Origin of the sequence: Pseudomonas sp. zfem002 (genome assembly GCF_032621685.1) — a bacterium.
GTDB classification, from domain to species: Bacteria; Pseudomonadota; Gammaproteobacteria; order Pseudomonadales; family Pseudomonadaceae; genus Aquipseudomonas; species Aquipseudomonas japonica.
Window position 1 is genome coordinate 170,885 of record NZ_JAVYJH010000023.1, and the last position, 25,321, is coordinate 196,205.

A 25,321-nucleotide genomic window follows, 5' to 3' on the forward strand; every position below is an offset into this window, starting at 1 on the left:
CTTCAATCTGTTCAGCCACCTCGGAGGTGGCGACAGCCGCGCGGTGCAACACCTGCTGAACGGCCGGGTCACCGCCCGGCGCCTGCTGCCACCCGACGAGGCCAAGGCGCTGGGGAACGTTGCAGATCGTCGGAGAACCTGAGGTCGTTATCCCGAACCTTTCACAGAGACAGGAGCACGTAATGGACATCAAGCACACTCTGCTGCCGAGTCTGGGTTTTCTGGTCGCTGCGCATTTCAGCGCCAGTGCACAGGCCGGCATGCCGGCAAGCTGTTTTCAAACCCCATACGATTACGAGATTTACCAGCGATATGGCCTGGACCAGCCCCCCAACCCGACATTCACGATCGGTGGTCAGGCCTTTACCACCGTCGGCTCCGACGATAAGCGGCGAGCCTGGGAACACGGGCCGGCGAAGAGAAAGCCCTTGACGATCAATGTGACGGAGCAGGCGAACTCCTCTCACGGCAAGCTGTATCTCGACGCTGGCGCGTCGACGACCAACAGCGGCCGGATCAGATTCGAATGGGTACCGGCATCGAGCGCGGACGCCACGACCGGACAGTCCGCGCAGTTGGGCGTCGATCTGGGCACCCGGGATACGGCACAGCTCAAGGTCACGGACCCGGTCTGTGAGGTCAGCGCCAGCAGAACGTTCAAAGTGCCCGTACGGTAGTCGCATGCATTGATCCAGACTACTTCAGGCCACCACCCTGTGGGAGCTGCGGTTCGGCGCCCCGCCAAGCCAGCTCCCACAGGTTTCCGGGCCGATCTTGCGATCAGCGCAGATACCCCACCAACCGCCCCAGCATCTCATCGCACCCGCGCAACTGCTCCACACTGACGAACTCGTCCGCCTTGTGCCCCTGGTCCATGCTCCCCGGCCCGCAGACCACGGTGGCAATCCCCGCCTGTTCGAACAGGCCACCTTCGGTACCGAAGGCCACAGTGCCGAAATCGTCCGAGCCGCTGAGCAGCGCCAGCAGCCGCGCCGCCTCGCTGTTGGCCGGCGTGGCCAGCCCCGGGTAGGCGCTCAGCGGGCGCAGGCGCACGCCGGTATCGGCCTGCACCGCGTGCATCTTCGGCAGCAGCTCGGTCTCGGCGAAATGTTCCAGTTCATCGGCCACGACCTGCGCATCGAAACCCGGCAAGGCCCGCACTTCGAAGTCGAACTCGCACTCCGCCGGAACGATATTCAACGCCCGCCCCCCCTGGATCACCCCGGTCTGCACCGTGGAGTACGGCGGGTCGAAACGCTCGTCGTGCAGCGCCGGCGCAGCCAGGCGCTGGCCGATCTCGCCGAGCTTGCCGATCAGCCGCGCGGCATATTCGATGGCATTCACGCCATAGGGCGCATAGGCCGAATGACAGGCCGCACCCTGCACCTGGCAACGCATCGCCAGCTTGCCCTTGTGCCCAAGCACCGGCTTGAGTCCGGTGGGCTCGCCGATCAGGCACAGGGTCGGCTTGTGCGGGCGCTGCGCCAGCGCCGCGAGCATCGAGCGCACGCCGAGGCAACCCACTTCCTCGTCGTAGGAGAACGCCAGGTGCACGGGAATGCGCAGCGGCTCGGCGAGAAACGCCGGCACCGCGGCCAGCACCGAGGCGATGAAGCCCTTCATGTCGGCGGCACCGCGGCCATACAGGCGGCCGTCCTTCTCGCTCATGACGAACGGCTCGACGGTCCACGCCTGACCGTCCACCGGAACCACGTCGGTATGCCCGGACAGCACCACGCCGCCGCGGTCCTGCGGGCCGATGGTGGCGAACAGATTGGCCTTGCTGCCGTCCTCGTTGTGGAACAGCTCGCTGTCCACGCCGAGGTCCGCCAGGTATTCGCGGACAAAGCCGATCAACGCCAGGTTGGAATCACGGCTGACCGTAGGAAAGCCGATCAGCCGCCCCAGCAGCTCGCGGCTGCGCATCTCACTCATCGCCCGGCACTCCGTAGCTCGGCGCCGCGGTGGGGTCGAGGGCGCGGGTCACGTAGTCCTGCATCTGCGGGCGGTAGGCCTGCCACAGGGCATCGAGCTGGCCGATCGGGTCGTGCTCGGCCCAGTCGACGCGCAGGTCCACCAGCGGCCAGGTCAGTTCGCCGGCCACCTTCAACGCCGCCGAGTGCACCGGCCCCGCCTCGCCACCGGCGGCCATGGCCGCATGCATGGCCGCCAGCAGGCGGTCGGCGAGATGACCGTGGGCCTGTTCGAAGGCCGCGACCATGGCCTCGATCACCTGCACGCCGGACAACAGGTTGCCCGCCGCCGCGCATTGCTCGCCGGCCACCGCGTTGTGCACGCCGAGGGCCTCCTGGCCGGTGAACAGGGCCACCGTGCCATGGCTGTCGATCACCGTGACCTGGCGGTATTCGCTCCAGCCATTGGCGCCGAGCACCCGGCTCAGGGCCTCACGCGGCGGCACCTGCTCGCGCTCCAGCAGGTCGAGGATCTGCGGACCGAGGGCCGGCAGGGTGATGTTCTGCGTCGAGACCGCGCCGACCCCGGCGCGGACCCAGGGGCAGCGCGCGCCGACGGCAATGCTGGAGGAACTGATGGCGATACCGACCTGGCCGGTTTCCGGGCAGCGCCCGATGATGGAAAACGTCATGTACTGCTCCCTGAAACAGTCGAGAGAAAGGAATGGTCAGCCACGCAACTGGAACCAGGTGGTCTTCAGCTGGCTGTATTTGTCGAAGGAATGCAGCGACAGATCGCGGCCGAAACCGGACTGCTTGCCGCCGCCGAACGGAATGGCCACGTCCAGCGCATCCACGGTGTTCACCGACACGGTGCCGGCTTTCAGCGCCCGGGCCACGCGGTGGGCGCGGTTGAGGTCGTCGCTCCAGACCGAGGCGGCGAGGCCGTAGATGCTGTCGTTGGCCAGCTGGATGGCCTGCTCTTCACTGTCGAAGGCGCTCACCGCCAGCACCGGGCCGAAGACTTCTTCGCGGACCAGGCGCATATCGTTGTCGACGCCGGCGAAAATGGTCGGCTCGATGAAGTTGCTGGAGCCGTTGAAGCTCAGTTGGCGTCCGCCGCACAGCAGGCGCCCGCCCTCCTCCCGGGCCTGCTCGATGGCACGGACGATGCGCGCGGTCTGCTCGCCGTCGACGATGGCCCCGGCGCGGCTGGCCGGGTCCAGCGGATCGCCGGGCAGCCAGTGGCGCGCCTTGGCCAGCAGGCGTTCGATGAACTCGTCGTGGATCGAACGCTGCACATACAGCCGCGAGTTGGCCGAGCACACCTCGCCTTGGTTGAAGAAGATGCCGAAGGCGGCCTTCTCGGCGGCCAGGTCGAGGTCCTGGCAGTCGTCGAAGATCAGGTTCGGGCTCTTGCCGCCGCACTCCAGCCAGACCTGCTTGAGGTTGGACTGCGCCGAATAGCCCATGAAGTACTTGCCGACCTGGGTCGAGCCAGTGAACACCAGGCAGTCCACGTCCGGGTGCAGGCCGAGGGCGCGACCGGCGCTTTCGCCGAGGCCCGGGACCACGTTGAGCACGCCTTCCGGCAAGCCGGCCTCCAGGGCCAGCTGGCCCAGGCGCAGGGCCGAGAACGGCGACTGCTCGGCGGGCTTGAGCACCACGCTGTTGCCGGCGGCCAGGGCCGGGGCGAGTTTCCACGCGGCCATGTCGAGCGGGAAGTTCCACGGCACCACCGCGGCGACCACGCCGAGGGCTTCGCGGGTGATGGTGGCCAGGGCATTGTGCGCGGTGGGCGCGACCTGGTCGTAGAGCTTGTCGAGGGCCTCGCCGTACCAGGCGAAGACCTGCGCCGAGCCGGGCACGTCGATGTTGAACGCATCCATCACCGGCTTGCCCATGTTCAGCGAGTCGAGCAGGGCCAGTTCCTCGCGGTGGCTCATGATCAGTTCGGCCAGGCGCAGCAGCACCTTCTTGCGCTCGCCCGGCGCCATGCGCGCCCAGGGGCCGTGCTCGAAGGCCTGGCGCGCGCTGGCCACGGCCAGGTCCACCTCCGCCTCGCCGCAGGCGGCAACCTTGGCCAGCAAGCGGTTGGTGGCGGGGTCGATGGCGTCGAAGGTGGCGCCGGACTGGGCGCCGAGCTGCCGTCCGCCGATCAGCGCCTTGTCGATGAATGCCTGTCGCGCAGCCTGCTGCTGCCAGTAGCCGAGGTCGTACACATGCTCTCCCTGAGGACCGTCATGCGGCCCGTTGTTGTTGCTGTTCGGGCAGATGGTGCGGGACATGGGGCGGCGGGAAAACGATGAAATATGTGGTCGGGACATAGGAAAAAAGTGGCCAGCCAGGCAACAGACATACCACCGTAGGAGCGTGGCTTGCCCGCGAAGGACCGCGGCGCGGTCCCGGATAGCAGTGAGGTCCGGGACCGCGCCGCGGTCCTTCGCAGGCAAGCCAGCTCCTACAACAGCGTGACCGCCTGACCCCTTCGCCTTTTTATCGGCAATCCCCAGCTAATTACTATTTTCGCGAAATCCCCCACATCCCTAGTCTGGCCCCAGGCAACGGCGGTTCGACGACCGCCCTGAACAAGAACGCCTACAAGACAGGGCATGCACATGACACTCAACACTCTCGAAATCGATACCCTCGTGGTCGGCGCCGGTCAGGCCGGTGTGGCCATGAGCGAACACCTGAGCAAGCTCGGCGTGCCGCACCTGGTGCTGGAGCGCAACCGCATCGCCGAAGCCTGGCGCAGCGGACGCTGGGATTCGCTGGTGGCCAACGGCCCGGTCTGGCACGACCGCTTCCCCGGCCTGGAATTCGACCTCGACGCCGACGCCTTCGCCGGCAAGGACCAGGTCGCCGACTACTTCGAAAACTATGTGAAGAAGTACAACCTGCCGATCCGCACCGGTGTCGAGGTGAAGAAGGTGCTGCGCAACGCCGACCGTCCCGGTTTCACCATCGAAACCAGCGAAGGCACGATCCGCGCCAACCGCGTGGTGGCCGCCACCGGCCCGTTCCAGCGCCCGGTGATCCCGGCCATCGCCCCGCAGGACGGCAACCTGCACCAGATCCACTCCGCCGCCTACTACAACCCGCAGCAACTGCCGCAAGGCGCGGTGCTGGTGGTCGGTGCCGGCTCCTCCGGCGTGCAGATCGCCGACGAGCTGATGCGTGCCGGACGCAAGGTCTACCTCTCGGTGGGCGCCCACGACCGGCCGCCGCGCAGCTACCGCAACCGTGATTTCTGCTGGTGGCTGGGGGTGCTCGGCGAATGGGACGCGGAGATCGCCAAGCCCGGTCGCGAACACGTGACCATCGCCGTCAGCGGCGCCCGCGGCGGCCATACCGTGGACTTCCGCGCCCTCGCCCACCAGGGCATGACCCTGGTCGGCCTGACCGAGTCGTTCCATGACGGCGTGGCGCGCTTCCAGGACAACCTGGCGGAGAACATCCGTCGCGGCGACGAAAACTACCTGGCCCTGCTGGATGCCGCCGACGCCTACGTCGCGCGCAACGGCCTCGACCTGCCGGAAGAGCCAGAGGCGCGCAAACGCCTGGCCGACCCTGAATGCATCACCCGGCCGATCCGCGAACTGGACCTGGCCGAGGCCGGCGTCACCTCGGTGATCTGGGCCACCGGCTACGGCCTGGACTTCAGCTGGCTGGCGGTGGACGCCTTCGATGCCAACGGCAAGCCGAAGCACCAGCGCGGCGTGTCCAGCGAACCGGGGGTGTACTTCGTCGGCCTGCCGTGGCTGTCGCGCCGCGGTTCGTCGTTCATCTGGGGCGTGTGGCACGACGCCAAGCATGTCGCCGGGCACATCGCCACCCAGCGCACCTACCTGGCCTACCGCGACAAGGACCAGCGCCAGGGCGCCGCCCACCACCAATCGTCTGAAAAAGCCAGTCTCATGGGAGTCAACTGATGGCAACGCATACCCGCATCCGCATGTTCAACACCAAGGTCACCTACCCCAACCAGACCCTGGACAACGACCTCTGCCAGGCTGTGCGCGCCGGCAACACCATCTACGTGCGCGGCCAGGTGGGCACCGATTTCGAGGGCAACCTGGTGGGCCTGGGTGATCCACGGGCGCAGGCCGAACAGGCGATGAAGAACGTCAAGCAACTGCTTGAAGAGGCCGGTTCCGACCTGTCGCATATCGTCAAGACCACCACCTACATCACCGACCCGCGCTTCCGTGAGCCGGTGTACCGGGAAGTGGGCAAATGGCTGAAGGGCGTGTTCCCGATCTCCACCGGGCTGGTGGTGGCCGGGCTGGCGCAGGCGGAGTGGCTGATGGAGATCGATGTGATCGCGGTGGTGCCGGAGCAGGAGTAATTACTTGGGGCCGCTTTGCGGCCCCAGGGTTTCAAGCGCCCTTGGCGTCGAGAAAGATCCGCTTCGGCAGTTTGAAACTACGCAACTCCAGCAACGCCAGCGGCCCCGCGCCCAACTCGGTGCGCAGGTGCCAGGTCAGGTAGCGGCCGTCTGGCGCCAGCAGTTCCAGGCGATAGCGGCTCGCGCCGTCGTCCAGCAGCGTCACCTTGGCCTGCTCCAGCAAACGGATCAGGCCCCAGACGCCCTGGTAGTCGCCATAAAGTCGCGTACCGGCATTCACGCTGGTCCAGGTCACCCGCGTTCCCGGATGCTCGCCCGCTCCCGGCCAGATGAAGCGCTGCCAGCGTTCGCGCTGGTTGAAGTAGTGATGCTTCTCGCCGTCCAGGGTAAAGATCGTTTCCGCGATATCCCGCACCGGTTTGCCACGCAGTTCGAAACTCAAGCCCAGACCGCCGTCGGTGTACAGCACATCGGCCAAGTGGCTGAGCCGGTTCACCGCCTCGATGAATTTCGGATCGAAACGCAGACCCTGGCTGTGCTGCGGGTCGGCGACCCAGCGGCTGCCTTCCTTGCGCAATACGCCGCTCAACTGGCTGTGCAGGAACTGGTCGATGCGCCCCGAGTCGGAACGGATCATCTGCCCGAGCATCGGTAGCGAGGCATCACTGTCGGTGGCGGCGAACGGGTAGCGGCCATCGAAGGCGCGCTGCCATTCGTCCACCACCGAGCGCTGCCACTGGCTGTTGAGGCTTTGCGCCGAAGGTTGCAGTACCCGCTGCCAGGCCTGGTCCAGCGGCTGCACGAACAGTGTCTCGCCCACCGTGCCCCATTCCGCGCCAAGGCTGGCGGCGAGCAGGCTGCCGTAGGCGCGGGTATCGCTGAGGTCCACGCTCTTGCCCTGGAACACCGTCTGCGCCAGGGCCTGGGTCATTTCTCGCGGGTCGGCGGCGTTGCTGACTTGCTGCAGCTTCAGGCGCACGCGGGTGACGCGAGTGAGGAAGGCCTGCAGGCTCAGGCGTTCGCCCTGGGCCTCGTCCTTGCCCAGCAGGTTGAGCAGCGGGCCGAAGGTGTCGTCCAGCGGGCTGTCCAGGTGCTGGGCGGCGCGTTCCACCAGTTGGGTCTTTTCCTTGCCCAGCAGATTCTGCGCGGACTGCAGCAGCGAATCGGCCAGGGCCTGCTCGCGGGTGCCGGCGCGGCCCTGCCAGGCCAGGGTGTCCATCAGGGCCAGCAGCGGCGACAGGCGCACATCGCTCATCAGGGTGAGCTGGTCGATCACTTCGGCGAGGCTGCCGGCACGCTGCCAGCGCAGGCTGTTGAGGAAGGTCAGCCAGGCACTGCTGTAGTCCTGGAAGTAGCGGGCGGTGAGGCGTTTCCTCAGTTGATCGGGGCTGAGTTCGGCGGCGAGCTCCTGGTGGTTGTCGCTGAGGACCCAGTCGATTTCCTCGCGGCGGGCCTCGGCGATCTTGTCGATGGCCTCGCGTACATGACCTTCCCAGGCTTGGCGGGTGAACACGCCGGCCACGCTGTTCTGGCTGCTGAACAGGGTGTTGTCGGACTCGCCGAGCATCTGCGCCAGGGGCAGGTCCGGGTAATGGGTGGCGGCGCTGTCGAGCACCTGCTGGTAGAGACTGGCCTCGGCGTTGCGCTGGCCGAGCTGGCCGATCAGGACCTGGCGGGCCTGCAGCAGCAGGCGCGGTTCCAGGGCTACGGCGGGGTGCGCTTCGAGGTGTTCGGCGTAGAACTGCCACAGGCCTGGCGCCAGGGTGTGCCAGGCGCCTGGGGAGAAGCCGGCGCGTTCCGGTTCCAACTCGCCCATGACCCGGACCAGGAAGGCGGGATCGGCTTTTTCCGGGCGGGCCAGCATCAGCCAGGCCTTGAGCTGGTCGTAGGAGGCGGCGGCGCGGGTGGCGCGTTCGGGGCTGTCCGGGGGCAGGCGAACCAGGGCGTCCAGGCGGCTTTGCAGCAGGGCCACGGCCGGGTCGCGCAGCAGGCGTGCGTTGATCTCGACATAGCGTGGCCACAGGGTGTCGAGCAGGGCCTGGTTCTGGTTCAGGCCGAAGCGCTGGTACCAGGGGGTGCCGTGTTGGGTCCGGTGATCGAGACGGGCCAGTTCGCGGACCAGTTCGTGCAGGGCCAGCAGTTGCGCATCGCCCTGCTCCGCCTGGTCGAGGGTAGCCAGGGTGGTCTGCATCTCGGCGATCTGCGCGCGGTTGCTGGTGAAGGACAGGGCCATGCCGGCGCCCCAGATCAGGGCCAGGAGCAGCAGGCCGACCGGCACGATGCGCGGGGTCTGCCAGCCCAGGCGGCGCGGGTGGGTGCGGTCTGCGATCACGCCTTGCCAGGCGTTGTCGGCGAGCCACAGGTGGCCCAGTTTCGCTTCGCTGCGCGGCGCGAACGGCTGGCTGAACCACAGCCCGCGCAGGGTCACGCCACGGATCGCCTCGTTCAGCCAGGGGCCGAGCACATGCGGCCAGCGCTGGATGCCCTCGCGGCGCAGCTCGGCGGACAGGCGCAGGCAGAAGTCATGGCGCATGTCCTTGTTCTGTTTCATCTGCGCCAGCCCGGTGACCCGCAGCGGCGCCAGCAGCTCGGACAGTTCGTGCTGCAACGTCCCTGCCCCGGCCTTCGCCGGCAGGGTGCAGCCGACCGCGTACGACTCGCGCCCGGCCTGCGACCACTTGCTTTCGCAGACCTGCCAGACATACAGCGGCAGATGCCAGTGCAGGTCGCGGGCCAGGGCGCGCAGGTTCTGCTGGGCCAGGCCCATGGCGTTGTCGTCGAGGCTCTGCTCGCGGGTCAGGGCCCAGACCAGGCCATCGAGGCCGCGCCAGCGGCTAAGGCGGCGCCAGAGGGCGAGGTCCGCCGGATCGGGGTCATGGCGCAGGCTGCCGGCCCAGAGCAACACGGTGCGTTCGCCGACCAGCCAGCGTTGCTCGGTGAGGCCTGGGGCGATGGCTTCGATTTCGGCGGGTTCGCCGGCGAGGAGCAGGAGACGGGTCTTGCGGCGCCAGAAGGGGCCGTAATGCCCCCTGACGTCGTCTCGCAATCTGCTGAGGACGGATCTCGTTTCAACCGGAACAACACGCCGTACATCCCTCGCCGGAAACGCCTTGTTGTCCACGGCCTGCCGCCGGTGCTGTCGCTGCTCCAGCACCGTCAGCAATTTCGGTATCAGGAACAGCATGAGCAGGCAGCCGAAAACCAGCAGGACAGCCAGCAGCTTGTGTCCAACCGTGTGCAGGCCTATCGCATCGCCGAAAGCCCAGGCCAGTGCCACCAGCGTGGCAACGAGCATCGACAGCAGCAATGCCGCCCCGGCGAAACGCCAGGCATCAGCCGTAGAATTCATGCAGCCTCCTCACGGGTGATGGTGGTGATCCAGTGCGCGTTTTCTTCCTTGCCCAGTACCAGCAACGGCTCCTGGCGGTGCTGCGCCAACTCGGCGCCCAGCACCATGCCCAGCCAACTGCTGAAGGGACCGGGTACGCCGCACAGGCTTTCCTGATTCCACTGCTGACCTACCTGCAAAGCGCCTTTCAGCTCCCGGTTGCGAGCCAGGATCGCGCCACTGGCGCCGTGCCACTCGGCGACATCGGCCAGTACGCCTGTCGCGGAACGGGCGGCGACCTGGGACTGCATGAATCCAGACACTTCGCCGGCCAAATCGCCGACATCCAGTGGCATCGGGCGCAAAAGTCGTGCCTTGACCGGTCTTTCGCCCGGCACGGGTGAACAATCGAGACAGACCAGCAAAGCCGCAAGTGCATCGGAGTAACGCTCGGCGCCGCCGAGTTGCAACACCACGATGAGCTCAAGGTAATGATTGTCCTCGTTGATCTTCTTCTCGATCCAATCGAGGGACAGTGCTTCGACCTGGACCAGGGTGGGCTTGGCCTGGTCTCCCAGAACGTTCTCCCAGACACGCGACCAGGCGTCGGCAACGTCGGCATCGGCCTGCGGCCCCAGATCACTGAGAATGGTTACCTTGAATTGATCGCCGAGCCCCGAGCCCTCCAGCGAAGGCTGCAACGCTTCGAGCACCAGCAGCAGGCTCTGGTGAAGCCGGTCGAAGGGATCGCTCGGCAGCATTTCCAGACGCTTTGCCACCCCGGTATGCAGTGGCAGGTCCTTCACGCCCCTGGCCAACGCTGCGGCGGACATCTGCTCGGGCAGCAGCAGACAGCTGTCATATACCGACAGGTGGCGCCCGGTCCATGCCAGCCAACTCGACTGCGCGGCCTGGGCTTCACTTGCGAGAAACTGCTGATGGCCGAGGGCTCCGCCATAGCGATAGGCGCGCACGGCGAAAGCCAGCGCCAGCATGAGCAAAGGTACGCAGGAGAACAGCCAGATATTGACGTTCTCGAGTATCGACAGACGCTGCGAGGCATGCAGCAGAAACAGACAGCCCCCGGCCAGGCCGGCAAGCACCAGCGAGGTGATCCAGCGGGAGGGAGAAAGTGGTGAAGGGATGTCCGTTGTTTCGGAGGGTTGACGATTCCAGCCCATGGTTTAGTCCCTCTTGCCAACGGTTACGTTGAAGATCAACTGATCGTCGTCTGGGTCGACCGCTTTCACGAAACGAGTAGACGCTACTCCACTATCACCGGTGTTCTTTTCACATAGCAATATGAAACCCTGGAACATGAGTTATTCCCTCTTTGGCGGTTCGGATTCTTCAGAAGATTCTGGCTTTCGGTTATTCGACAGAAGGCTAGCTTAATTACCCTCACATTCAGATTGAAGCCGGATGCATTGAAGCCTTTTGAAGTCCGGCCAGATATCACCATCTGCAGCAACACTACCGTCAGGATAAGTAAAAGTCGAACGACTGCCTTTTAACTTAACCTCTGGAAAAGAGGAGTGAACAACATAAGACGAATGCAGACGCGGCTCAAAATAAATTACCCTGGCATTTTCGACCCGACAAGAAATATAAATACCACTGTTTGAAAAAAGTCCCACATTTTTCCTGGGCCTGCGCCCTTCGCGGTCCGAGACCCACAAATAATAATCTTCGGTGATACTCAGATCGCCGTCGACTGCCTTATGGCTTCCACCTCGAGGGGATTTGTTATCATCAAAAACAACAGTAACTCCACCAGCACCAGCGGCCTGAATATCATTTCCGAACCGTTCGGGGTATCTATAATCAACACCGAATGTCAGGTTGCTCAGCTTCCACTGGCACTCTCCACCACCGTCGACTGCGAGCATTGCTGTATAAATATCGCTCTCACCTTCTCGAGAGGGTTGCAGAATACTATTGTTATAACCATCGCGACTGTACGCTGCCCCGCTAGCGGTATAATCGAGAAAAGTGCAAATCTTCGATCGATAGATGGCCTTCATCTGGCGCAGCTTTAAATCACTCTGAAGTTTTACCCGGACGGCTATTTGGTCGCCGCCTTGGGAAAATTCAAAGCTTCGATCCAGGCCGTAAGTAGACATAGCGGGAAGCAAAGCACATCCCAATACAATCGAATTACGCATCAAACCCCTTCGAAAAAACTCCATCATTATACCTTTAATAAAATCTTGGCACTGGTGGCTATTCGAGTACCACTTGAGCAATCAGCCGTCACATTCAGAGGGGAGCCGAATGCATTGGAGCCTCTTGAAGTCTGGCCGAACTCTTCCATCCGCCACCACACTACCATCAGGGTAAGTAAATTTTACATGGCCTCCTTTGGCCTTTACCTCGGGACGAGAGGAATACGTTACATAGGAGGAGTGCAAGCGCGGTTCGAAATTAATTACGCGGGCAGCTTTCGCCTTATAAGAAGGATATACACCATCCTCTGCCGTCAAGCCTACATTTATTCTGGGGTGACGTCCTGGGCGGTCCGAGACCAATAAGTAGTAATCTTCTACAATATTCAAATCACCCTCCACCATTCTGTGGCTTCCCCCTTGCTGGGGTTGATTATCATCGAAGACAACGGTAATTCCACCAGCGCCTGCCACCTGAACATCCTTCCCAAACCTTTCGGGATACTTATAATCAACACCAAATGTCAGGTTACTCAATTCCCACTGACACTCCCCACCGCCGTCAATCACAAGGATTGCTTTATAATTATCGCTTTCACCATCTCGATACGGCTGCAGAATAGTATTATTGTAACCGTCACGCTCAGACGCCACTCCGCTGGCGCTATAGTCGAGAAAGGTACAAATCCTGGATCGATAGATAGCTTTCATCTGGCGCAACTTCAAATCCTCCTGAAGTTTGACCCTGACAACTATTTGGTCGCCACCCTGGGAAAAATCAAAACCTCGCTCCAGACCGTGACTGGGCATCGCCAAAAGCAAGGTACATCCAAAAATTATCAAACTACGCATAAGCCCTCTCCAAACGTAATCACTCAGACCTTTACGGAAAACCTTGGCATATTCAGTTAGCTGAGAACTCACCTGAGCGATCAGTCCTTGCATCCAGAAGCGAGCCGAATACATTGCAGCTTGTTGTAATCCGGAGAGTCACTCCCATCCGAAACCACACTGCCGTCAGGATAAGTAAAAACCGAGCGACTTCCTTTGACCTTAACTTCAGGAAAGGAGGAATGAACTACGTAATCTGAATAGAGACGGGGTTCAAAATAAATTGACTTGGCGTGCTTCGCCTTGTACGAAAGATAAATGTCATTATTTGAGAACAAGCCTACGAATTTCCTAGGCTGCCACCCTGCGCGATCGGAGACCCATAAGTAGTAGTCCTCTATGATATCTAGATCCCCCTCTACCAGTTCATGGCTGGCCCCATGCTGGGGGCGATTATCATCGAATGCAACCGAAACTCCGCCGGCGCCAGAAACTTGGAAATCACTTCCGAATAGTTCCGGATACTTATAATCTACGCCAAATGTCAAGTTGCTCAATTTCCACTGACACGCCCCGCCGCCGTCAGCCGCGACAATTGCAGTATAAATATCGCTTTCACCTTCTTGAGAAGGCTGCAGGACAGTATTGTTATAACCATCTCGCTTGTACTCTACTCCGCTAGCGGTGTAATCAGAAAAGGTACAAACCGTAGATCGATAGATAGCCTTCATCTGCCGCAATTTTAAATCATCCTGAAGATTTATCCTGACAACTATTCGCTCACCGTCATGGGCAAAATCAAAACCTCGATCCGCACCATAACTGGACGCAGCGAAAAATAGAGCGCACCCCAAAATCGTCAGATAACGCATATAGCCTGATAGACTTTCAAACATTTATGGCCTCATGGAAACTTTTGGTATCTGCTACCCTGTCGAATCGCTCCAGTGCCTCTGGCCCACCTTCAAGTCGGGACGTTATTCGCAAAGAACGACCGATCATGTTTTGAAGTTCAATGAAAGCACGATTACGGTCTCTTTCCGCAACATTAATGCGTGCATGATTGTCGGCCATCTGCTGCTCAAATACATCTCGATGTTTTTTTCTCTGATGCATGCGCTCAGGATTTATGGCTTCTAAAAGCTGATTATGAATATAAGGCTGATAGTCAGAAGACATCCGATGATCAAGAATCTTTACAATCCTGCCTTTTTTCAAATTTTCGTTTCTGGGGAAAAATCTGGCACGACTTTCTTCACTCAAAGAATCAACGAACGATTTCTGATTTTCCTCCGCGCACTTATCTTTCTCTATGCTCAACGCAGGAACCAGATACAGTTTTGTTTTATGCTGGAGCTGCCGAGAGACGGCAGTGTAATAGGGTGCGCCAAGACCATCTTTATTCCTATAAGCAGGGTAAATTGAGCCTCGCTCCTGGATGTGCTGGGTAACCTTATAGAACGCGGCTGTTTCGCCATGATGGGCGTAAGGGTCTCCGAACTTAACGAAACTTCCTGTTGCCAACTGCCCTATAGACCATGCGAATCCGAGCGTTACTCCAAGCAACCCATATATTTCATACAGATAGTTATCCAACTCCACCTCTGCAGGCACACTCGGGATGGGGTCCATATCATTTACATGACGAAAATGCGTAAGACCCTCGAGGGACTGGACAGCTTTCAGGCTAAAGGTCCTTGGCATCCCATATGTATATAAAACCGGGTTATTAACCTTCAGATCAGCGGCATGAATAATCCCTAACGCTCCCCCGAGGCTATGCCCACAAATAAAAAAATCTTTTTCCAGGCTCTCGTCAGCAATAATTACTTCAAGATGGTCTAGAAAAATACCCTTGGCGACATCAAAGGCATCCCGAAAGCCCAAATGAACCTTTCCATCCGAAGTCAAATTTTTACATGGGACAGCCTCATCACATCCGGACTGGGACTTCGACTCAACCGGACGAAAAGTCAAGTCTGTAATTAGATGCTGCAGCGTCGCGGTTCCACGCCAGGCAACTAATACTTGAGCCGCATTCACAGCATAAAATAGTTGTGTATCACCTTCCGGTTGGTCTGCTTCTTTAGTATTCAGAAATTTCGCGACGGTATAGCGTTCATCAAATGGAACGTCCACGACCAGACAAGGCCACATTTGCCCACCATCCACAACTTTTGGACTACGAGACAGATCTAGGCCTTGACGCATGAACAACTCTTCAGGAGAACCAAACTCCTCCACTGTTCCGGAACTGTACGCCAGAATACTCATCAGCCCCAGGTTGTAAGCGTTTGCCAGGCTGTATTCCGCTTGGTGGTGCAGTACCAATGACCACGCTCGAAACGGACAAACCTCCAGCACATGACGACGATTCAGTTGCTCATACTCGACAGTAAACCCGCCAAAGCTTTTATCCGGAAAATGATATTCCGGCGGGTTCTTCTCATCGGGCAACGGTGGCGTCAGTGAAGGAAGTCGATCACACAACTGACCGATACGCAGGTAGTGATATTCATGCCCAGCCTCATGCGCCTGCTGCTCTAGCGGTGAAAAGCCGGAACGCTGCGGCCCATATAGCGGCAGATCTTCACCGATGGTGGGTCTTGGCGGCTCAGCACGCTCGGCGCGCAAGCGGCGCCCCTGCAATTCCCTGGCAAAGGGATCAGCCTGCATCAGCAAAGTTACCGGCAATGGATGCAAGCCTTCGAGGCGAATGACACCCTGCTCGTCGCTCTGCCCGGCGAACTCGGGCACACAGCCGGTCCTGGTAGCCTCGTTGAGCGCTCGATAAGGCATATTGGCCAGCGGTTCGCCTTGCTCATCGAGCAACTGGAACTCCAGCCAGTGACGCTTCTGCTTTCCAACCGTCACGACCTTGCAGCTATTGAGCGTGTCTGTTCGATGTCGATATTCATTCATCTTTTCTTTCCTTTATTTACACTTCAACACTGCGTGATCGGTGAAACGAATTCACTTTTCTGGGCGCGAACGAAAGCTGCACTGGTAACCCAATAAAAAATAACTCAAGAAATATTTCGCCAGAGTCAGAGCGGCGAATTCATCCTATTTTGCTAGCGCAAGAACATGTACAAAGCTCAGCTCCCAACCAAAAAATCAAGCGCCTGCTGCGAACCAAAGCATTCACCCTTCCCCCGCCCTAACGAAATGTGTCACGCAGCCACTGCGTTACCGTCAAGTCATAAGCAAAAAGACACATCCACAAAAAGAAAGTAGCCATGAGCCAATGAGAATAAAGCGCCCGCTTTCGGACTGCAGTCGGCAAGGACTCTAGCTCCAGCGGATCAAGCATCCCTCTTCTGATATGTGGCATCGGCCAGACGACCATACTCGACACGCAGGTAATCAAATAGGTCCTGGCAGCATAAACGCTCAACTCAGTGAAAACCTCATAGTCAGAAAATGCCCGACTTCCTGGAAAAGCCATCAAGACCGCCTCAACATCTTTTCGCACCATGTAGAACCTGATAGCTACTCCCACCATCCCCAGCGAGAAAAAAACAAGTGCCAGTAACAACTGCATCCCCCTCACTTATTCACCCACTATCCTTATCGTTTCCTTGTCTTGCGATACAGGCTCCAAGCAAGTTCAATCCTTGACCAGGCGATAGTAAGTAAGACCAAGAACAGATCAACACATCGACAACACCAAAAGCCAAGCAGCCACTTCATCCTTGGCGCAACTGGTCGCGGTAAACTGCTGAGTTCCTCAGGCTCCAACGTCCCCTCTTCAATATGCCTGTCGGGCCACATCACGGCACCTCTCCTTAACCTCCTATCGAAATGTATCTCGTAGCCATTGCGTCATCGCCAAATCACAAGCAAGAAGACACACCCACAAAAACGAAGCGGTCATCAGCCACGCGGAACAAAGGGTTCTTTTTTGAATTGCGCTCGGCAAAGACTCCAGTTCTCTTGGATTTACTCTCCCCTTTCTAACATGCGTCGCTGACCAGACAACTACGCTCGCTAGGCAGATAGACAGATAAGCTTTACCGACGCGCGCATCAACGTTTGCAACACCTTCATACCTAGCGAAGATCCGGCTACTCCGGAAATTCATCAAAACAACATCAGCATCCTTTCTTAACGTATAACATTCAATACAAAAACCAACAAAACCTGGCAGAAGGATCATACCAATCAGGAACATACTCACATCCCATCAACCACGTAATTATCCGTCTCGTCTTCCTCGGCCCTATAGAGCCCTAGCGAAATGTGTCTAACAACCAATCCCCAACAACAGTGTCAAAGCAGAATAGGGCAGCTAAACATAATCCTCCCCCGAGCAACCCTGTCGAAAAACTCACCCTTCTTTTTATTTCTTCAGGTAAAGAATCAAGCTCCTGCGGGTCAAGCATACCTCTTCTAATATGTGGCTCTGGCCAGACAACCACGCTCGACAAATAGATAGACAAATATTTTTTTGCAGCAAACCTATCGATGTTTGCAAGGCTTTCATACCTATCGAAAGCTTGACTTTTTTGAAAGCACCTCAGAATCACATCCAGATCCTTTCTGATCGTGTAGATATCAATGCCAAAGCTAACAAACACAGACAACAAAGCCAGAAATGCAACAACAACCGTCATGCATTGTCTACCGCATAATTATCAATCTCCTTCACCTCATCGCTCCATAGGTAATCGGAAACTGCCTCTCCAATCACGCCGCCAAGAAAACCTCCTGCCAAGCCACCAACAATAGCCAACGCAAAAGCAAGCAGCGGGCCGCCCGCAGCTCCGAACTGTGCCCCGAAGGATGCGCCGGCAAAGCCGAATGCAATCGCTCCCCCCTGTTTAGCTGCCTCTTTGAATTTATTCTCAGCTTCATAAACCGACTGTATTGCATGACCAACGGTATAAACTATAAATACTCGCGCCATCACGACCAGGGTTTTATTAATCACATTAAATTTATTATTCGGCCTCCCTGCAGACAATATAATTTCATAAAACACTCGATTCTGCTGCTTCCAACTCAGCCCATCGAAGCTTTGCTTGAATATTTTTTGCGCGTATTTTTCCCTCAGAACATCCAGAGTCTTGGGGTCTTTCTTGACAAACTCTGCGACGACACGCCCTTGGGCCGACGTCAACGCTCTGGTTTCCGCCATCACCCTGTTACGCAGGGTCACGCAGTAATGCGCAGCTTCACGAACATTAATTTTGCCCCGTTCGAGCTCGGAGCGAACTTCCGCCACGATCCTCCCAACATTCTTGTTATAGTTTTCACGCTGTTTTGCGTCACTGATCGCATCCATCGAAAACTTGATAGCCGCCCCTTCATACTCCGCGATAGATTTCTCCAGATCCTCATAAGAAATTTTATGGTTTTTCTGAAGTTCCCCAAGAGCATGCATACCAATCATCGTTCACCCCCTTTCACACCCAGCATATTCAACAGCAGGCTCGGAACCTCAGCCTCTTTTTCTGCCTCCCCCCACTCGAACCTTTCGACGCGCATATCTTCCTTGAGATAGAACGCCGCTTTGCCTTCCTGATCGAATTCATCCTCCATCACTGTCCCGTCTTGCAGAATCAGTCGACATTTGACGCCTCGATAGTCCAGCCCTTCCGGCATGGAGTATGAAATCCAGCCCTCATCCTCCACCGGCTCGAGCTTCATCCCTCCCGGCATGGCCGTATTCACACTGACCGTCTTTCCTTCCTTGTTGGTAATCCCATCGAACACCTCGCCCTGTTGGGTGGTGATTCGATAGCGAGCAAAAGGCTGTGGCACACCCTCTTCATCGTTGAGGGTGTAAATGCCGGAATAACCGGAGGGCAACTGCGTGGGAGGTGTCGCCAGGGTGGCGGCTCCCTGGGTCTGCACGTGACTGGCTTTCAAATAGATATTGCCCGGTGCCCCCAGCTCGATATTTCCATCTTTCAGACGGATAAAAGCACCGCCGCAATTGAGCACCAGTTCCTGCGGGGCGGTTATTTCAACCCGGCCTGCCACGCTTTCGATCTTCACGTCGTTCTTCGCCAGCGCATGCAGGCGGTTGTTCTGGGCAAACAGTTCGACCTTGCCCTGCGCGGCTTTCAACTGCATGTCCGCGTTCTTCGCCAGCAAGGCGACAGCCTCACGCGCCAGTACAGTGAAGTCACGGCCGACGGTGATATCGGTGTTGTTCTCGGCGACCACGCTGACACTTTCCGCGGTAGACGCCAGGCAGATGTTTTCCGGGCTGAGCAGGCCAATGCCTTCCGGCGCCTGCATGAGGATTCCCGGCTTGGCCAGGTCAGTCAGTGCCGTGCTTAGCCGGTCCAGGCTCTCGACATCGTTCGATGTCAGCTTGGCAGTCTGCGCTGCGACAGCCAGCGTGCGGGCCAGCGTCAACGCCGAGTTCAACTGCGCGATCGCATCATTCATCGCGAGCTGAATGCCCTGGGCCTTTGATTGCTCCTCGGCCGTTATCAATATGCCCTTGCCCGCCCTCAACACGCCCCAGTCGTCGGTGCGCAGCTCGAAGCCCTCCCCTCGCTTGCTACCGCCACTGTCGACCAGATGCCCAAGGTTCAGTTGGGTCTTGCCACCGAACTCGGTGCTGAGCTTGACGTGCTCCTTCCCGCGTTCGTCCTCCATGCGCAGTTTGTTGTTCGCCGGCGTCCGCAGCACATTGCGCTTGTGATTGTGCAGGGCGACGTGATCGGGATGTTTGCTGTCGTGCAGCGCATGGGCGATATAGGGCCGGTCCGGGTCCCCCTGCTCGAACGCCACCGCCACTTCCGTGCCCTGCACCAGCGGCAGGTGCAAGCCATAAGTGGCACCGGCGTAGGGTCGGGCCAAACGCAGCCAGACACTTTCCTTGCCGGCATCCCACGTATCGCGGTCGAACAGGAAGCGGACCCGATAACGCCCCTCGTCATCGATATGGCTGTAGAGATCGTCGTCGTTCTGGCTGGTGATACGTGCCGGCACCGTGCCGCTGATGCTCGGCTTGGGTTTGAGCTGCGGTCGGAAGCAGATGTATTCGTCGTAGGGAATTCCGCTGAACTCGACGGTGTGCAGCTTGTTGCGCGCGCCCTTGACGTCGATGGTGTGAACCAGCACCCGATTGGCGAAATCCTGCGGCGCATTCCCGGTTACCCGTAGGACCTGCCCCGGCATCAGGGTCGGACTGCAGGTGGTGCCACTCAACAGGACGCGCTGGTTGAGGCTGCGCTCCTGGCTCAGTCGCGCGTAGAAATGCCCGCTCTCCGTTTCCGCACCGTAGCCATGCATCGTCTGCGTGCCCATTTCGGTATAGGGCATGGCGTATTCGTAGGTTTCGCCATAACGGATCTCGGGAAGCGAAAAACCAGGCGGCCGGCTGACCTCGCCCTGCAGACGCAGATTGGCCTGACGCGGATCGTAAGTGCGGAAGAACACCTCCTTCTCCACCACCTGGTGCTGCGTGCGCAATTCCCACACCGCATCGGCATCGCTGCTGGACAGGCCACTGGGGGTCAGGCAAGGCAGTTCGACACCAAAGTCCAGGTGGCACTGCCAGTCATGAAAGCGCACCTGGTCGACCTTCAGTTCCGAGACGAAGACGATGCGGTACCAGATGCCGACCTCCGCCAGCAGCCGCTCGATGAACGCCAGGTCGCTCTCGCCGTACTGCATCACCTGGCGGCGCCGCGGGTATTCGCGCTTGAGGTCGAACCTGAAGGCGCTGTTCACGAAGAAGCCATGATCCTCGAGGATCTGCCGGACGATCTGCGGTACCGACTGGTGCTGGAAGATCCGATAGCGCTTGCCCCGGGCCAGGCGTACAAGGCGCGGTTCCAGAGTGATTTCGTAGTGGCCTTCGTCCACCGAACCGCCGATGCGCTGGAAACCGGTGATCAGGCCGAACAGCTCGCGCAGCGGTTCATGGATCTCGTTCTTGATCCGCCAGGCGAACACCTTCGGCGGCTTGCCGTAGATGGCGAAACGCGCGGTGCGGTTGAGGATGCTGGGCATGTCCAGGTCCAGCGGCGAGTTCTTGCGCTCGTTGCGCGCGAGGAACTGCTCCTGGGTCATGCTGACCACGCCGTTGAACACCTCCCGCGGCTCGCCGCAGGTGAAGCGGATGGTGTAGCGGAACGGCTTGCTCAGGTACTCCTGGCCCTCGAAGGCGTAGACGTCGAGGAACTTGTCGTCCAGGTCGCGGACACGCAGGTCGTAGGGATTTCTGTGAGTGGGTGGCGAATATCTGCTGACGATACTTCCCATGTTCAGTCCTGCCTTCAATTCAAGAAATGTTTCGCAACGAACAATGACCTTTCAACGAAAGATGAAATGTGCCACCGACCGACTAAAAGACGCTGACGCACAAGCGCCTCCAGTTAAAACCTGGACAATACAAACCCACTCGATGCCAAGACCCGCTACGCACTTTGGATAACAGAAAGATTCGGTAAAACTTCCGCCAACCTGGGACTAGTCACGCGGTGCCATGACACTTCAATCGCGCATCGTCGGAAGATAAGAAACATCGACGTGATACCTGCGCGGGTTCTCCCGGTCCTGCCAGACGCGAATCGGTTTTTCCTCGAGGTAGCGCAAAGGGTCGAACCAGATGCTTTCACTTTCGAAAAACTGCATCTGCGACGCCTGCGCATCGAACCATCGACAACGTATGACGTAGGGATGCACGCCACTCTTCTTGATCCGCTGATCGCGCACCACCTCATGCAGATGGGTCTCCAGCAGGCGACCGTGCCTTTGCAGGCGACGCTTGCGCGCCTGTTTCATCATCCCGGCCAGGCACAGCAGCGCACCAACCAGAAACAGTGGCGCACCCATCGCGAACAGGACCATGAATGGTCCCCACAGACGCGCGAAGGTCTCGATACGCACGCGCTTGTCGCCTGGTATGTACAACACCCTGACTGTTTCACCGACCTGGTAATGCCCCGGTCGGCGCCCCACGGGCGACTCGAAGCGAAGCGTCTTGCCGTCCTCGGCAACAAAGGTGACCAGGGCGCGGTAGTGAGTTTCATCGTCGCGTTGCCGCTCCCGTATTTCGACGACTGTCCCGCTGGCGGAGAGCGCATTGCGTTGAAAATCGAGTGCCGTATGTAACCTGACAGCGGCGACCACAAGCGCGCCGATGCCAAGCAGCAGGAACATATGTCGCAGTGCTCTCATGCGCGACCCTTGAGATGGAAAAGCCATATCGACGTGACAGACCGATCAGAACAGAAATTTCAACCGACCCAATAAATAAAACACCTACCAGCAAAGAAATCGTTGCCCACGGCGAACAATAAATAATCCTATCGACTCTTTCTACTCCTCCAAGTAACGCTCGGATATTTCCGCGCAACTTTCAGAATAATCCTACAAATCTGGTAGTAAGCGGGATGCCGAAACTTCGTATTTATCGGTTTCATTTTCGAATCTTCCTCCCCATGGAATACATCTTTGGCCAGGTGTAGAAATCGCTGGGCGCTCTCGCCCCCTCCAATTGATGCCCACTCACCCCGCCACGAACTGCAACACCACCCCCTCCTCCTCGTCATGCCCCAGCACCACCCGCGCCACCTCTTCCCGCGCCGCCTGGCGCTGCAGCAACTGCTGGCTGAGCACCGGCAGAATCTGCTGGTTGAGCAGGCTGTCGATGTTGCGCGCGCCGCTGTCGGGCAGCAGGCAGGCGGCGACCAGGGCCTGGACCAGCGCGTCGTCGGCCTGGCACGCCAGTCCGTAATGGCGCTGCAGGCGGCGGGCGACCTTGTCGAGCTTGAGACGCACGATGCGCGCCAGCGCTTCGGCGCCCAGCGGGCGATAGACCAGGGTCTGGAAGCGCGCCAGCAAGGCCGGCTGGAAATGCTCGCGCAGGACCGGCCGCAGCAGTTCGTGCAAGGCACTGTCGGCAGCCTGCGGCTGTTCCTGGAGAAACGCCTGCAACAGGTCGCTGCCCAGGTTGGAGGTCATGAGGATGACGGTATTGCGGAAGTCGATCTCGCGCCCCTCGCCATCGCGCATGAAGCCGCGGTCGAAGACCTGGTAGAACAGGTTGAGCACGTCGCGGTGGGCCTTTTCCACCTCATCGAGCAGGACCACGCTGTAGGGCCGCTGGCGCACGGCTTCGGTGAGCACGCCACCCTGGCCATAACCAACGTAACCTGGTGGCGAACCCTTGAGCTGGCTGACGGTATGGGCTTCCTGGTACTCGGACAGGTTGAGGGTGATCAGTGATTTCTCGCCGCCGAACAGGCTGTCGGCCAGGGCCAGGGCGGTCTCGGTCTTGCCGACGCCGCTGCTGCCCACCAGCAGGAACACCCCCAGCGGCGCCTGCTCTTCGCTGAGGCCGGTCTTCGCCGCGCGCAGGCGCTGGGCCAGGGCGCTCAGGGCATGCGCCTGGCCGACGATGCGCTCGCCCAGTTGCCGCTCCAGCGCCAGCAGGCCGGCCTGTTCGTCCTTGAGCAGGCTGCCCAGGGGCACGCCGGTCCAGTCGGCGATCACTTCGGCAACGCTGCGCACATCGACATCGAGGCAGAGCAAGGGCTGCTCACCCTGGACCTCGCCCAGGCGTGCCTGCAACTGCGCGCACAAGGCCATGCACGGCGGGCAGGCCTGGCGTGCGTCGAGCAGTTGCCGGCTCAGGTCCAGTTCTTCCTGATACTGCTGCTCCAGGCGCAGGCGCTGATGTTGCAGTTGCTCGTCCTCGGCGCTCAGCGCGTCGACACGGGCGGCGATATCCGCACCACCCAGGCGCGCATCGTCTTCCAGGGCCTGGCGCTCCAGGCGCAGCGCGGCCTGGCGGGCCTTGAGGCGGACCAGCACCTGGGGCTCGCAGTCCAGGCTCATGCGCACCCGGGCGCTGGCGGTGTCGAGCAGGTCGACGGCCTTGTCCGGCAGTTGCCGACCGCTGAGGTAGCGGCGCGACAGGCTGACCGCGGCCTGCACCGCGGCGTCCTGGATATGCACGCCGTGGTGGCTGGCGTAGCGCGCCTTGAGTCCGCGCAGCATCAGGCAGGCGCCGGCATCGTCCGGCTCGTCCACCTTGACCGGCTGGAAGCGCCGCTCCAGGGCGGCATCGCGCTCGAAGTACTGCTTGTACTCGCTCCAGGTGGTGGCGGCGATGGTGCGCAGTTCGCCGCGGGCCAGGGCCGGCTTGAGCAGGTTGGCCGCGTCCGCGCCACCGGCCTGGTTGCCGGCGCCGACCAGGGTGTGGGCCTCGTCGATGAACAACAGGATCGGGCTGGGCGCCTGCTGCACAGCCTCGATGACCTGCTTGAGGCGCTGTTCGAATTCGCCCTTGACCCCGGCGCCGGCCTGCAGCAGGCCGAGGTCGAGGACGCGCACGGCCACCGACTTGAGGCTGTCCGGGACGTTGCCTTCGACGATGCGCAGGGCCAGGCCTTCGACCAGGGCGGTCTTGCCCACGCCCGGCTCGCCGACCAGGATCGGGTTGTTCTTGCGCCGGCGACTGAGGATGTCGATGACCTGGCGGATTTCGTCGTCGCGGCCGAACACCGGGTCGATGTCGCCGCGGGCCGCCTTGGCGGTCAGGTCCTGGGTGAAGCGGTCGAGCAGGGCCGTGGCCTCCGGGCCTGCCTGGGGGATGGCGGGCGCCACCACGGGCGTGTCGAACGCTTCGGACTCGCCCTGCAGTTCGGCGCGCTCGTCGGAATGCTGGTCGAGCACCGTGAACAGGCGCTGCAGCTGCGTGCGCCCCACGCTCAGCAACGGCCAGGCGGCGTCGCAGGCAAGCAGGTCGGGGCTTTCCAGCAGGGCTTCGAGCAGGTGCGCGGAACGCAGGCGATCCTGCTCGTCGTTCAGCGAGGCCAGCAGCCAGGCATTGCCGATCAGGCGCTGCAGGCGCGGGCAGAGTTGCGGTTTGTCCTGCACGCTGCGCGGCAGGCTGTCGAGGTGGTCGAGCAGGCCGCGCCACAGCGCGTCCATGTCCCATTCGTAACGGCGGGCGATCAGCACCAGGTCGCCCTCGCCCTGCTCCAGCAGCTTGAGCAGCCAGTGCTCGATGCTGATCCGCGCATGGGCCCGGCTCTGGCACAGGGACGCCGCGGCACTCAGGGCCTGGGCACAATAGGGGTTGAGACGACGAAGCAGACGGGTCGAACTGAAAGCCATGGCGGCCTCCTTTGAGCGGGATTCGGGACAGAGGGGGGAATGAAGCGGACGCTTGCGCGCAAAGGGTTGAGCGCCCGGTCACGGGCGCTCAACGGGTGTCACTCGATCAGGCGGCGTCGCCCGGACGCTCATCCCAGGCGTCGGAGTGAACGATGTTGCCTTCCTTGTAGGACCAGGTGATTTTCTCGTAGCGCAGCTCGATCTCTTCCAGATGGCTGTAGACCTTGTTGTCGACGTTCTTGATGTCGAGCATCTTCGGCGCCACGCCGACCACCTTGACCCCCTCCAGGCTAATGCTGAAGTACTCGACTTCGCGGCCCGCCTCGTTGATGCGATAGAAGCGGAACAGCGCGTTCTTCAGGGTCTGCGCCGAGGTGACCGCCTTGTACAGGTAAGGCGTGCTGGCATCGATCTCCTTGGTGAAGCGGAACGCGGCGTGAGTCCGCGAGCCGGTCACCTTGCCGGTGTTGGCATCGGTAGGCGTGGCCAGGGCGTGATCGAACGCGACCACTTCGACGCTGCCTTCACGCTCGATCACGTTGACCGATCCCTTGATGTCGGTGCCGCCATCGTCCTGGAGCCAGAGATAAACCGGAATTGCCATGTAAAACTCCTTGTTACTGCATTGAATGTCGCAACT

The 25,321-nt window shown here is 60.1% G+C and carries 19 protein-coding genes; 3 read left to right on the top strand and 16 right to left on the bottom strand.

Translation table 11 applies throughout. From position 1 onward, the window contains the following. The first annotated feature begins 182 nt into the window (after positions 1 to 182). Positions 183 to 677: a hypothetical protein gene (locus RTI28_RS23650; RefSeq protein WP_316922709.1), complete on the top strand. Its 495-nt coding sequence runs from the start codon at positions 183 to 185 to the stop codon at positions 675 to 677. A 103-nt stretch (positions 678 to 780) separates the two neighbouring features. Here RTI28_RS23650 and argE read toward each other — a convergent pair whose 3' ends face one another. The 3 genes from argE to RTI28_RS23665 are packed head-to-tail and all read right to left on the bottom strand — an operon-like array spanning position 781 to position 4,135. Beyond that, positions 781 to 1,935 (bottom strand): acetylornithine deacetylase, encoded by a 1,155-nt coding sequence (gene argE / locus RTI28_RS23655; RefSeq protein WP_316922710.1) that lies wholly within the window; start codon positions 1,933 to 1,935, stop codon positions 781 to 783. Then, positions 1,928 to 2,605 (bottom strand): DUF1028 domain-containing protein, encoded by a 678-nt coding sequence (locus tag RTI28_RS23660; protein WP_316922711.1) that lies wholly within the window; start codon positions 2,603 to 2,605, stop codon positions 1,928 to 1,930. Before RTI28_RS23660 ends, argE begins: the two co-directional genes overlap by 8 nt. Before the next feature lie 36 nt (positions 2,606 to 2,641). Continuing rightward, positions 2,642 to 4,135, bottom strand: a complete 1,494-nt coding sequence (locus RTI28_RS23665) for an aldehyde dehydrogenase (RefSeq protein ID WP_316922735.1) — start codon at positions 4,133 to 4,135, stop codon at positions 2,642 to 2,644. A 396-nt stretch (positions 4,136 to 4,531) separates the two neighbouring features. Here RTI28_RS23665 and RTI28_RS23670 point away from each other — a divergent pair, with 396 nt between their 5' ends. Further along, on the top strand, positions 4,532 to 5,848 hold the full coding sequence (locus tag RTI28_RS23670; protein WP_316922712.1) for an NAD(P)/FAD-dependent oxidoreductase: 1,317 nt from the start codon (positions 4,532 to 4,534) through the stop codon (positions 5,846 to 5,848). Then, on the top strand, positions 5,848 to 6,264 hold the full coding sequence (locus RTI28_RS23675; RefSeq protein WP_316922713.1) for a RidA family protein: 417 nt from the start codon (positions 5,848 to 5,850) through the stop codon (positions 6,262 to 6,264). The genes RTI28_RS23670 and RTI28_RS23675 overlap by 1 nt, the downstream gene beginning before the upstream one ends. A 31-nt stretch (positions 6,265 to 6,295) precedes the next feature. On the opposite strand, the gene RTI28_RS23680 is transcribed toward RTI28_RS23675, so the two are convergent. The 13 genes from RTI28_RS23680 to RTI28_RS23740 all read right to left on the bottom strand — a co-directional run bounded on the left by RTI28_RS23680 (position 6,296) and on the right by RTI28_RS23740 (position 25,285). Further along, on the bottom strand, positions 6,296 to 9,613 hold the full coding sequence (locus RTI28_RS23680) for an ImcF-related family protein (protein WP_316922714.1): 3,318 nt from the start codon (positions 9,611 to 9,613) through the stop codon (positions 6,296 to 6,298). After that, entirely contained in the window at positions 9,610 to 10,773 is a 1,164-nt protein-coding gene (locus tag RTI28_RS23685) for a hypothetical protein (protein ID WP_316922715.1), read from the bottom strand. The genes RTI28_RS23680 and RTI28_RS23685 overlap by 4 nt, the downstream gene beginning before the upstream one ends. A gap of 210 nt (positions 10,774 to 10,983) precedes the next feature. After that, positions 10,984 to 11,757: a hypothetical protein gene (locus RTI28_RS23690; RefSeq protein ID WP_316922716.1), complete on the bottom strand. Its 774-nt coding sequence runs from the start codon at positions 11,755 to 11,757 to the stop codon at positions 10,984 to 10,986. A gap of 81 nt (positions 11,758 to 11,838) precedes the next feature. Then, positions 11,839 to 12,702 carry a hypothetical protein gene (locus RTI28_RS23695; RefSeq protein WP_316922717.1) on the bottom strand — a complete coding sequence of 288 codons (864 nt, stop codon included), beginning with the start codon at positions 12,700 to 12,702 and terminating at the stop codon, positions 11,839 to 11,841. Then, a complete protein-coding gene (locus RTI28_RS23700) occupies positions 12,690 to 13,484 on the bottom strand; it encodes a hypothetical protein (RefSeq protein ID WP_316922718.1) in 795 nt (264 codons plus the stop codon). Before RTI28_RS23700 ends, RTI28_RS23695 begins: the two co-directional genes overlap by 13 nt. Next, positions 13,477 to 15,510, bottom strand: a complete 2,034-nt coding sequence (locus RTI28_RS23705; protein ID WP_316922719.1) for a lipase family protein — start codon at positions 15,508 to 15,510, stop codon at positions 13,477 to 13,479. The genes RTI28_RS23700 and RTI28_RS23705 overlap by 8 nt, the downstream gene beginning before the upstream one ends. 238 nt (positions 15,511 to 15,748) lie before the next feature. Then, positions 15,749 to 16,132: a hypothetical protein gene (locus RTI28_RS23710; RefSeq protein WP_316922720.1), complete on the bottom strand. Its 384-nt coding sequence runs from the start codon at positions 16,130 to 16,132 to the stop codon at positions 15,749 to 15,751. Between the two features lie 688 nt (positions 16,133 to 16,820). After that, entirely contained in the window at positions 16,821 to 17,204 is a 384-nt protein-coding gene (locus RTI28_RS23715; RefSeq protein ID WP_316922721.1) for a hypothetical protein, read from the bottom strand. Continuing rightward, positions 17,201 to 17,983 (bottom strand): hypothetical protein, encoded by a 783-nt coding sequence (locus RTI28_RS23720; protein ID WP_316922722.1) that lies wholly within the window; start codon positions 17,981 to 17,983, stop codon positions 17,201 to 17,203. Before RTI28_RS23720 ends, RTI28_RS23715 begins: the two co-directional genes overlap by 4 nt. Next, on the bottom strand, positions 17,980 to 20,817 hold the full coding sequence (locus tag RTI28_RS23725) for a type VI secretion system tip protein VgrG (protein ID WP_316922723.1): 2,838 nt from the start codon (positions 20,815 to 20,817) through the stop codon (positions 17,980 to 17,982). The genes RTI28_RS23720 and RTI28_RS23725 overlap by 4 nt, the downstream gene beginning before the upstream one ends. Before the next feature lie 231 nt (positions 20,818 to 21,048). After that, positions 21,049 to 21,717 carry a DUF3592 domain-containing protein gene (locus RTI28_RS23730; RefSeq protein WP_316922724.1) on the bottom strand — a complete coding sequence of 223 codons (669 nt, stop codon included), beginning with the start codon at positions 21,715 to 21,717 and terminating at the stop codon, positions 21,049 to 21,051. Positions 21,718 to 22,065: 348 nt separating this feature from the next. Beyond that, positions 22,066 to 24,681: a type VI secretion system ATPase TssH gene (gene tssH, locus RTI28_RS23735; RefSeq protein WP_316922725.1), complete on the bottom strand. Its 2,616-nt coding sequence runs from the start codon at positions 24,679 to 24,681 to the stop codon at positions 22,066 to 22,068. Positions 24,682 to 24,787: 106 nt separating this feature from the next. Next, positions 24,788 to 25,285: an Hcp family type VI secretion system effector gene (locus tag RTI28_RS23740; protein ID WP_316922726.1), complete on the bottom strand. Its 498-nt coding sequence runs from the start codon at positions 25,283 to 25,285 to the stop codon at positions 24,788 to 24,790. Positions 25,286 to 25,321: the final 36 nt, after the last annotated feature.

What these genes read in the sequence shown, in the direction of transcription:
- RTI28_RS23700 (WP_316922718.1), bottom strand. Translation starts at nt 13,484, where the DNA reads ATGTTTGAAAGTCTATCAGGCTATATGCGTTATCTGACGATTTTGGGG.
- RTI28_RS23695 (WP_316922717.1), bottom strand. Translation starts at nt 12,702, where the DNA reads ATGCAAGGACTGATCGCTCAGGTGAGTTCTCAGCTAACTGAATATGCC.
- RTI28_RS23660 (WP_316922711.1), bottom strand. Translation starts at nt 2,605, where the DNA reads ATGACGTTTTCCATCATCGGGCGCTGCCCGGAAACCGGCCAGGTCGGT.
- RTI28_RS23725 (WP_316922723.1), bottom strand. Translation starts at nt 20,817, where the DNA reads ATGGGAAGTATCGTCAGCAGATATTCGCCACCCACTCACAGAAATCCC.
- RTI28_RS23720 (WP_316922722.1), bottom strand. Translation starts at nt 17,983, where the DNA reads ATGATTGGTATGCATGCTCTTGGGGAACTTCAGAAAAACCATAAAATT.
- RTI28_RS23675 (WP_316922713.1), top strand. Translation starts at nt 5,848, where the DNA reads ATGGCAACGCATACCCGCATCCGCATGTTCAACACCAAGGTCACCTAC.
- RTI28_RS23730 (WP_316922724.1), bottom strand. Translation starts at nt 21,717, where the DNA reads ATGTTCCTGCTGCTTGGCATCGGCGCGCTTGTGGTCGCCGCTGTCAGG.
- tssH (WP_316922725.1), bottom strand. Translation starts at nt 24,681, where the DNA reads ATGGCTTTCAGTTCGACCCGTCTGCTTCGTCGTCTCAACCCCTATTGT.
- argE (WP_316922710.1), bottom strand. Translation starts at nt 1,935, where the DNA reads ATGAGTGAGATGCGCAGCCGCGAGCTGCTGGGGCGGCTGATCGGCTTT.
- RTI28_RS23685 (WP_316922715.1), bottom strand. Translation starts at nt 10,773, where the DNA reads ATGGGCTGGAATCGTCAACCCTCCGAAACAACGGACATCCCTTCACCA.
- RTI28_RS23650 (WP_316922709.1), top strand. Translation starts at nt 183, where the DNA reads ATGGACATCAAGCACACTCTGCTGCCGAGTCTGGGTTTTCTGGTCGCT.
- RTI28_RS23740 (WP_316922726.1), bottom strand. Translation starts at nt 25,285, where the DNA reads ATGGCAATTCCGGTTTATCTCTGGCTCCAGGACGATGGCGGCACCGAC.
- RTI28_RS23710 (WP_316922720.1), bottom strand. Translation starts at nt 16,132, where the DNA reads ATGCAGTTGTTACTGGCACTTGTTTTTTTCTCGCTGGGGATGGTGGGA.
- RTI28_RS23705 (WP_316922719.1), bottom strand. Translation starts at nt 15,510, where the DNA reads ATGAATGAATATCGACATCGAACAGACACGCTCAATAGCTGCAAGGTC.
- RTI28_RS23680 (WP_316922714.1), bottom strand. Translation starts at nt 9,613, where the DNA reads ATGAATTCTACGGCTGATGCCTGGCGTTTCGCCGGGGCGGCATTGCTG.
- RTI28_RS23670 (WP_316922712.1), top strand. Translation starts at nt 4,532, where the DNA reads ATGACACTCAACACTCTCGAAATCGATACCCTCGTGGTCGGCGCCGGT.
- RTI28_RS23690 (WP_316922716.1), bottom strand. Translation starts at nt 11,757, where the DNA reads ATGCGTAATTCGATTGTATTGGGATGTGCTTTGCTTCCCGCTATGTCT.
- RTI28_RS23715 (WP_316922721.1), bottom strand. Translation starts at nt 17,204, where the DNA reads ATGACGGTTGTTGTTGCATTTCTGGCTTTGTTGTCTGTGTTTGTTAGC.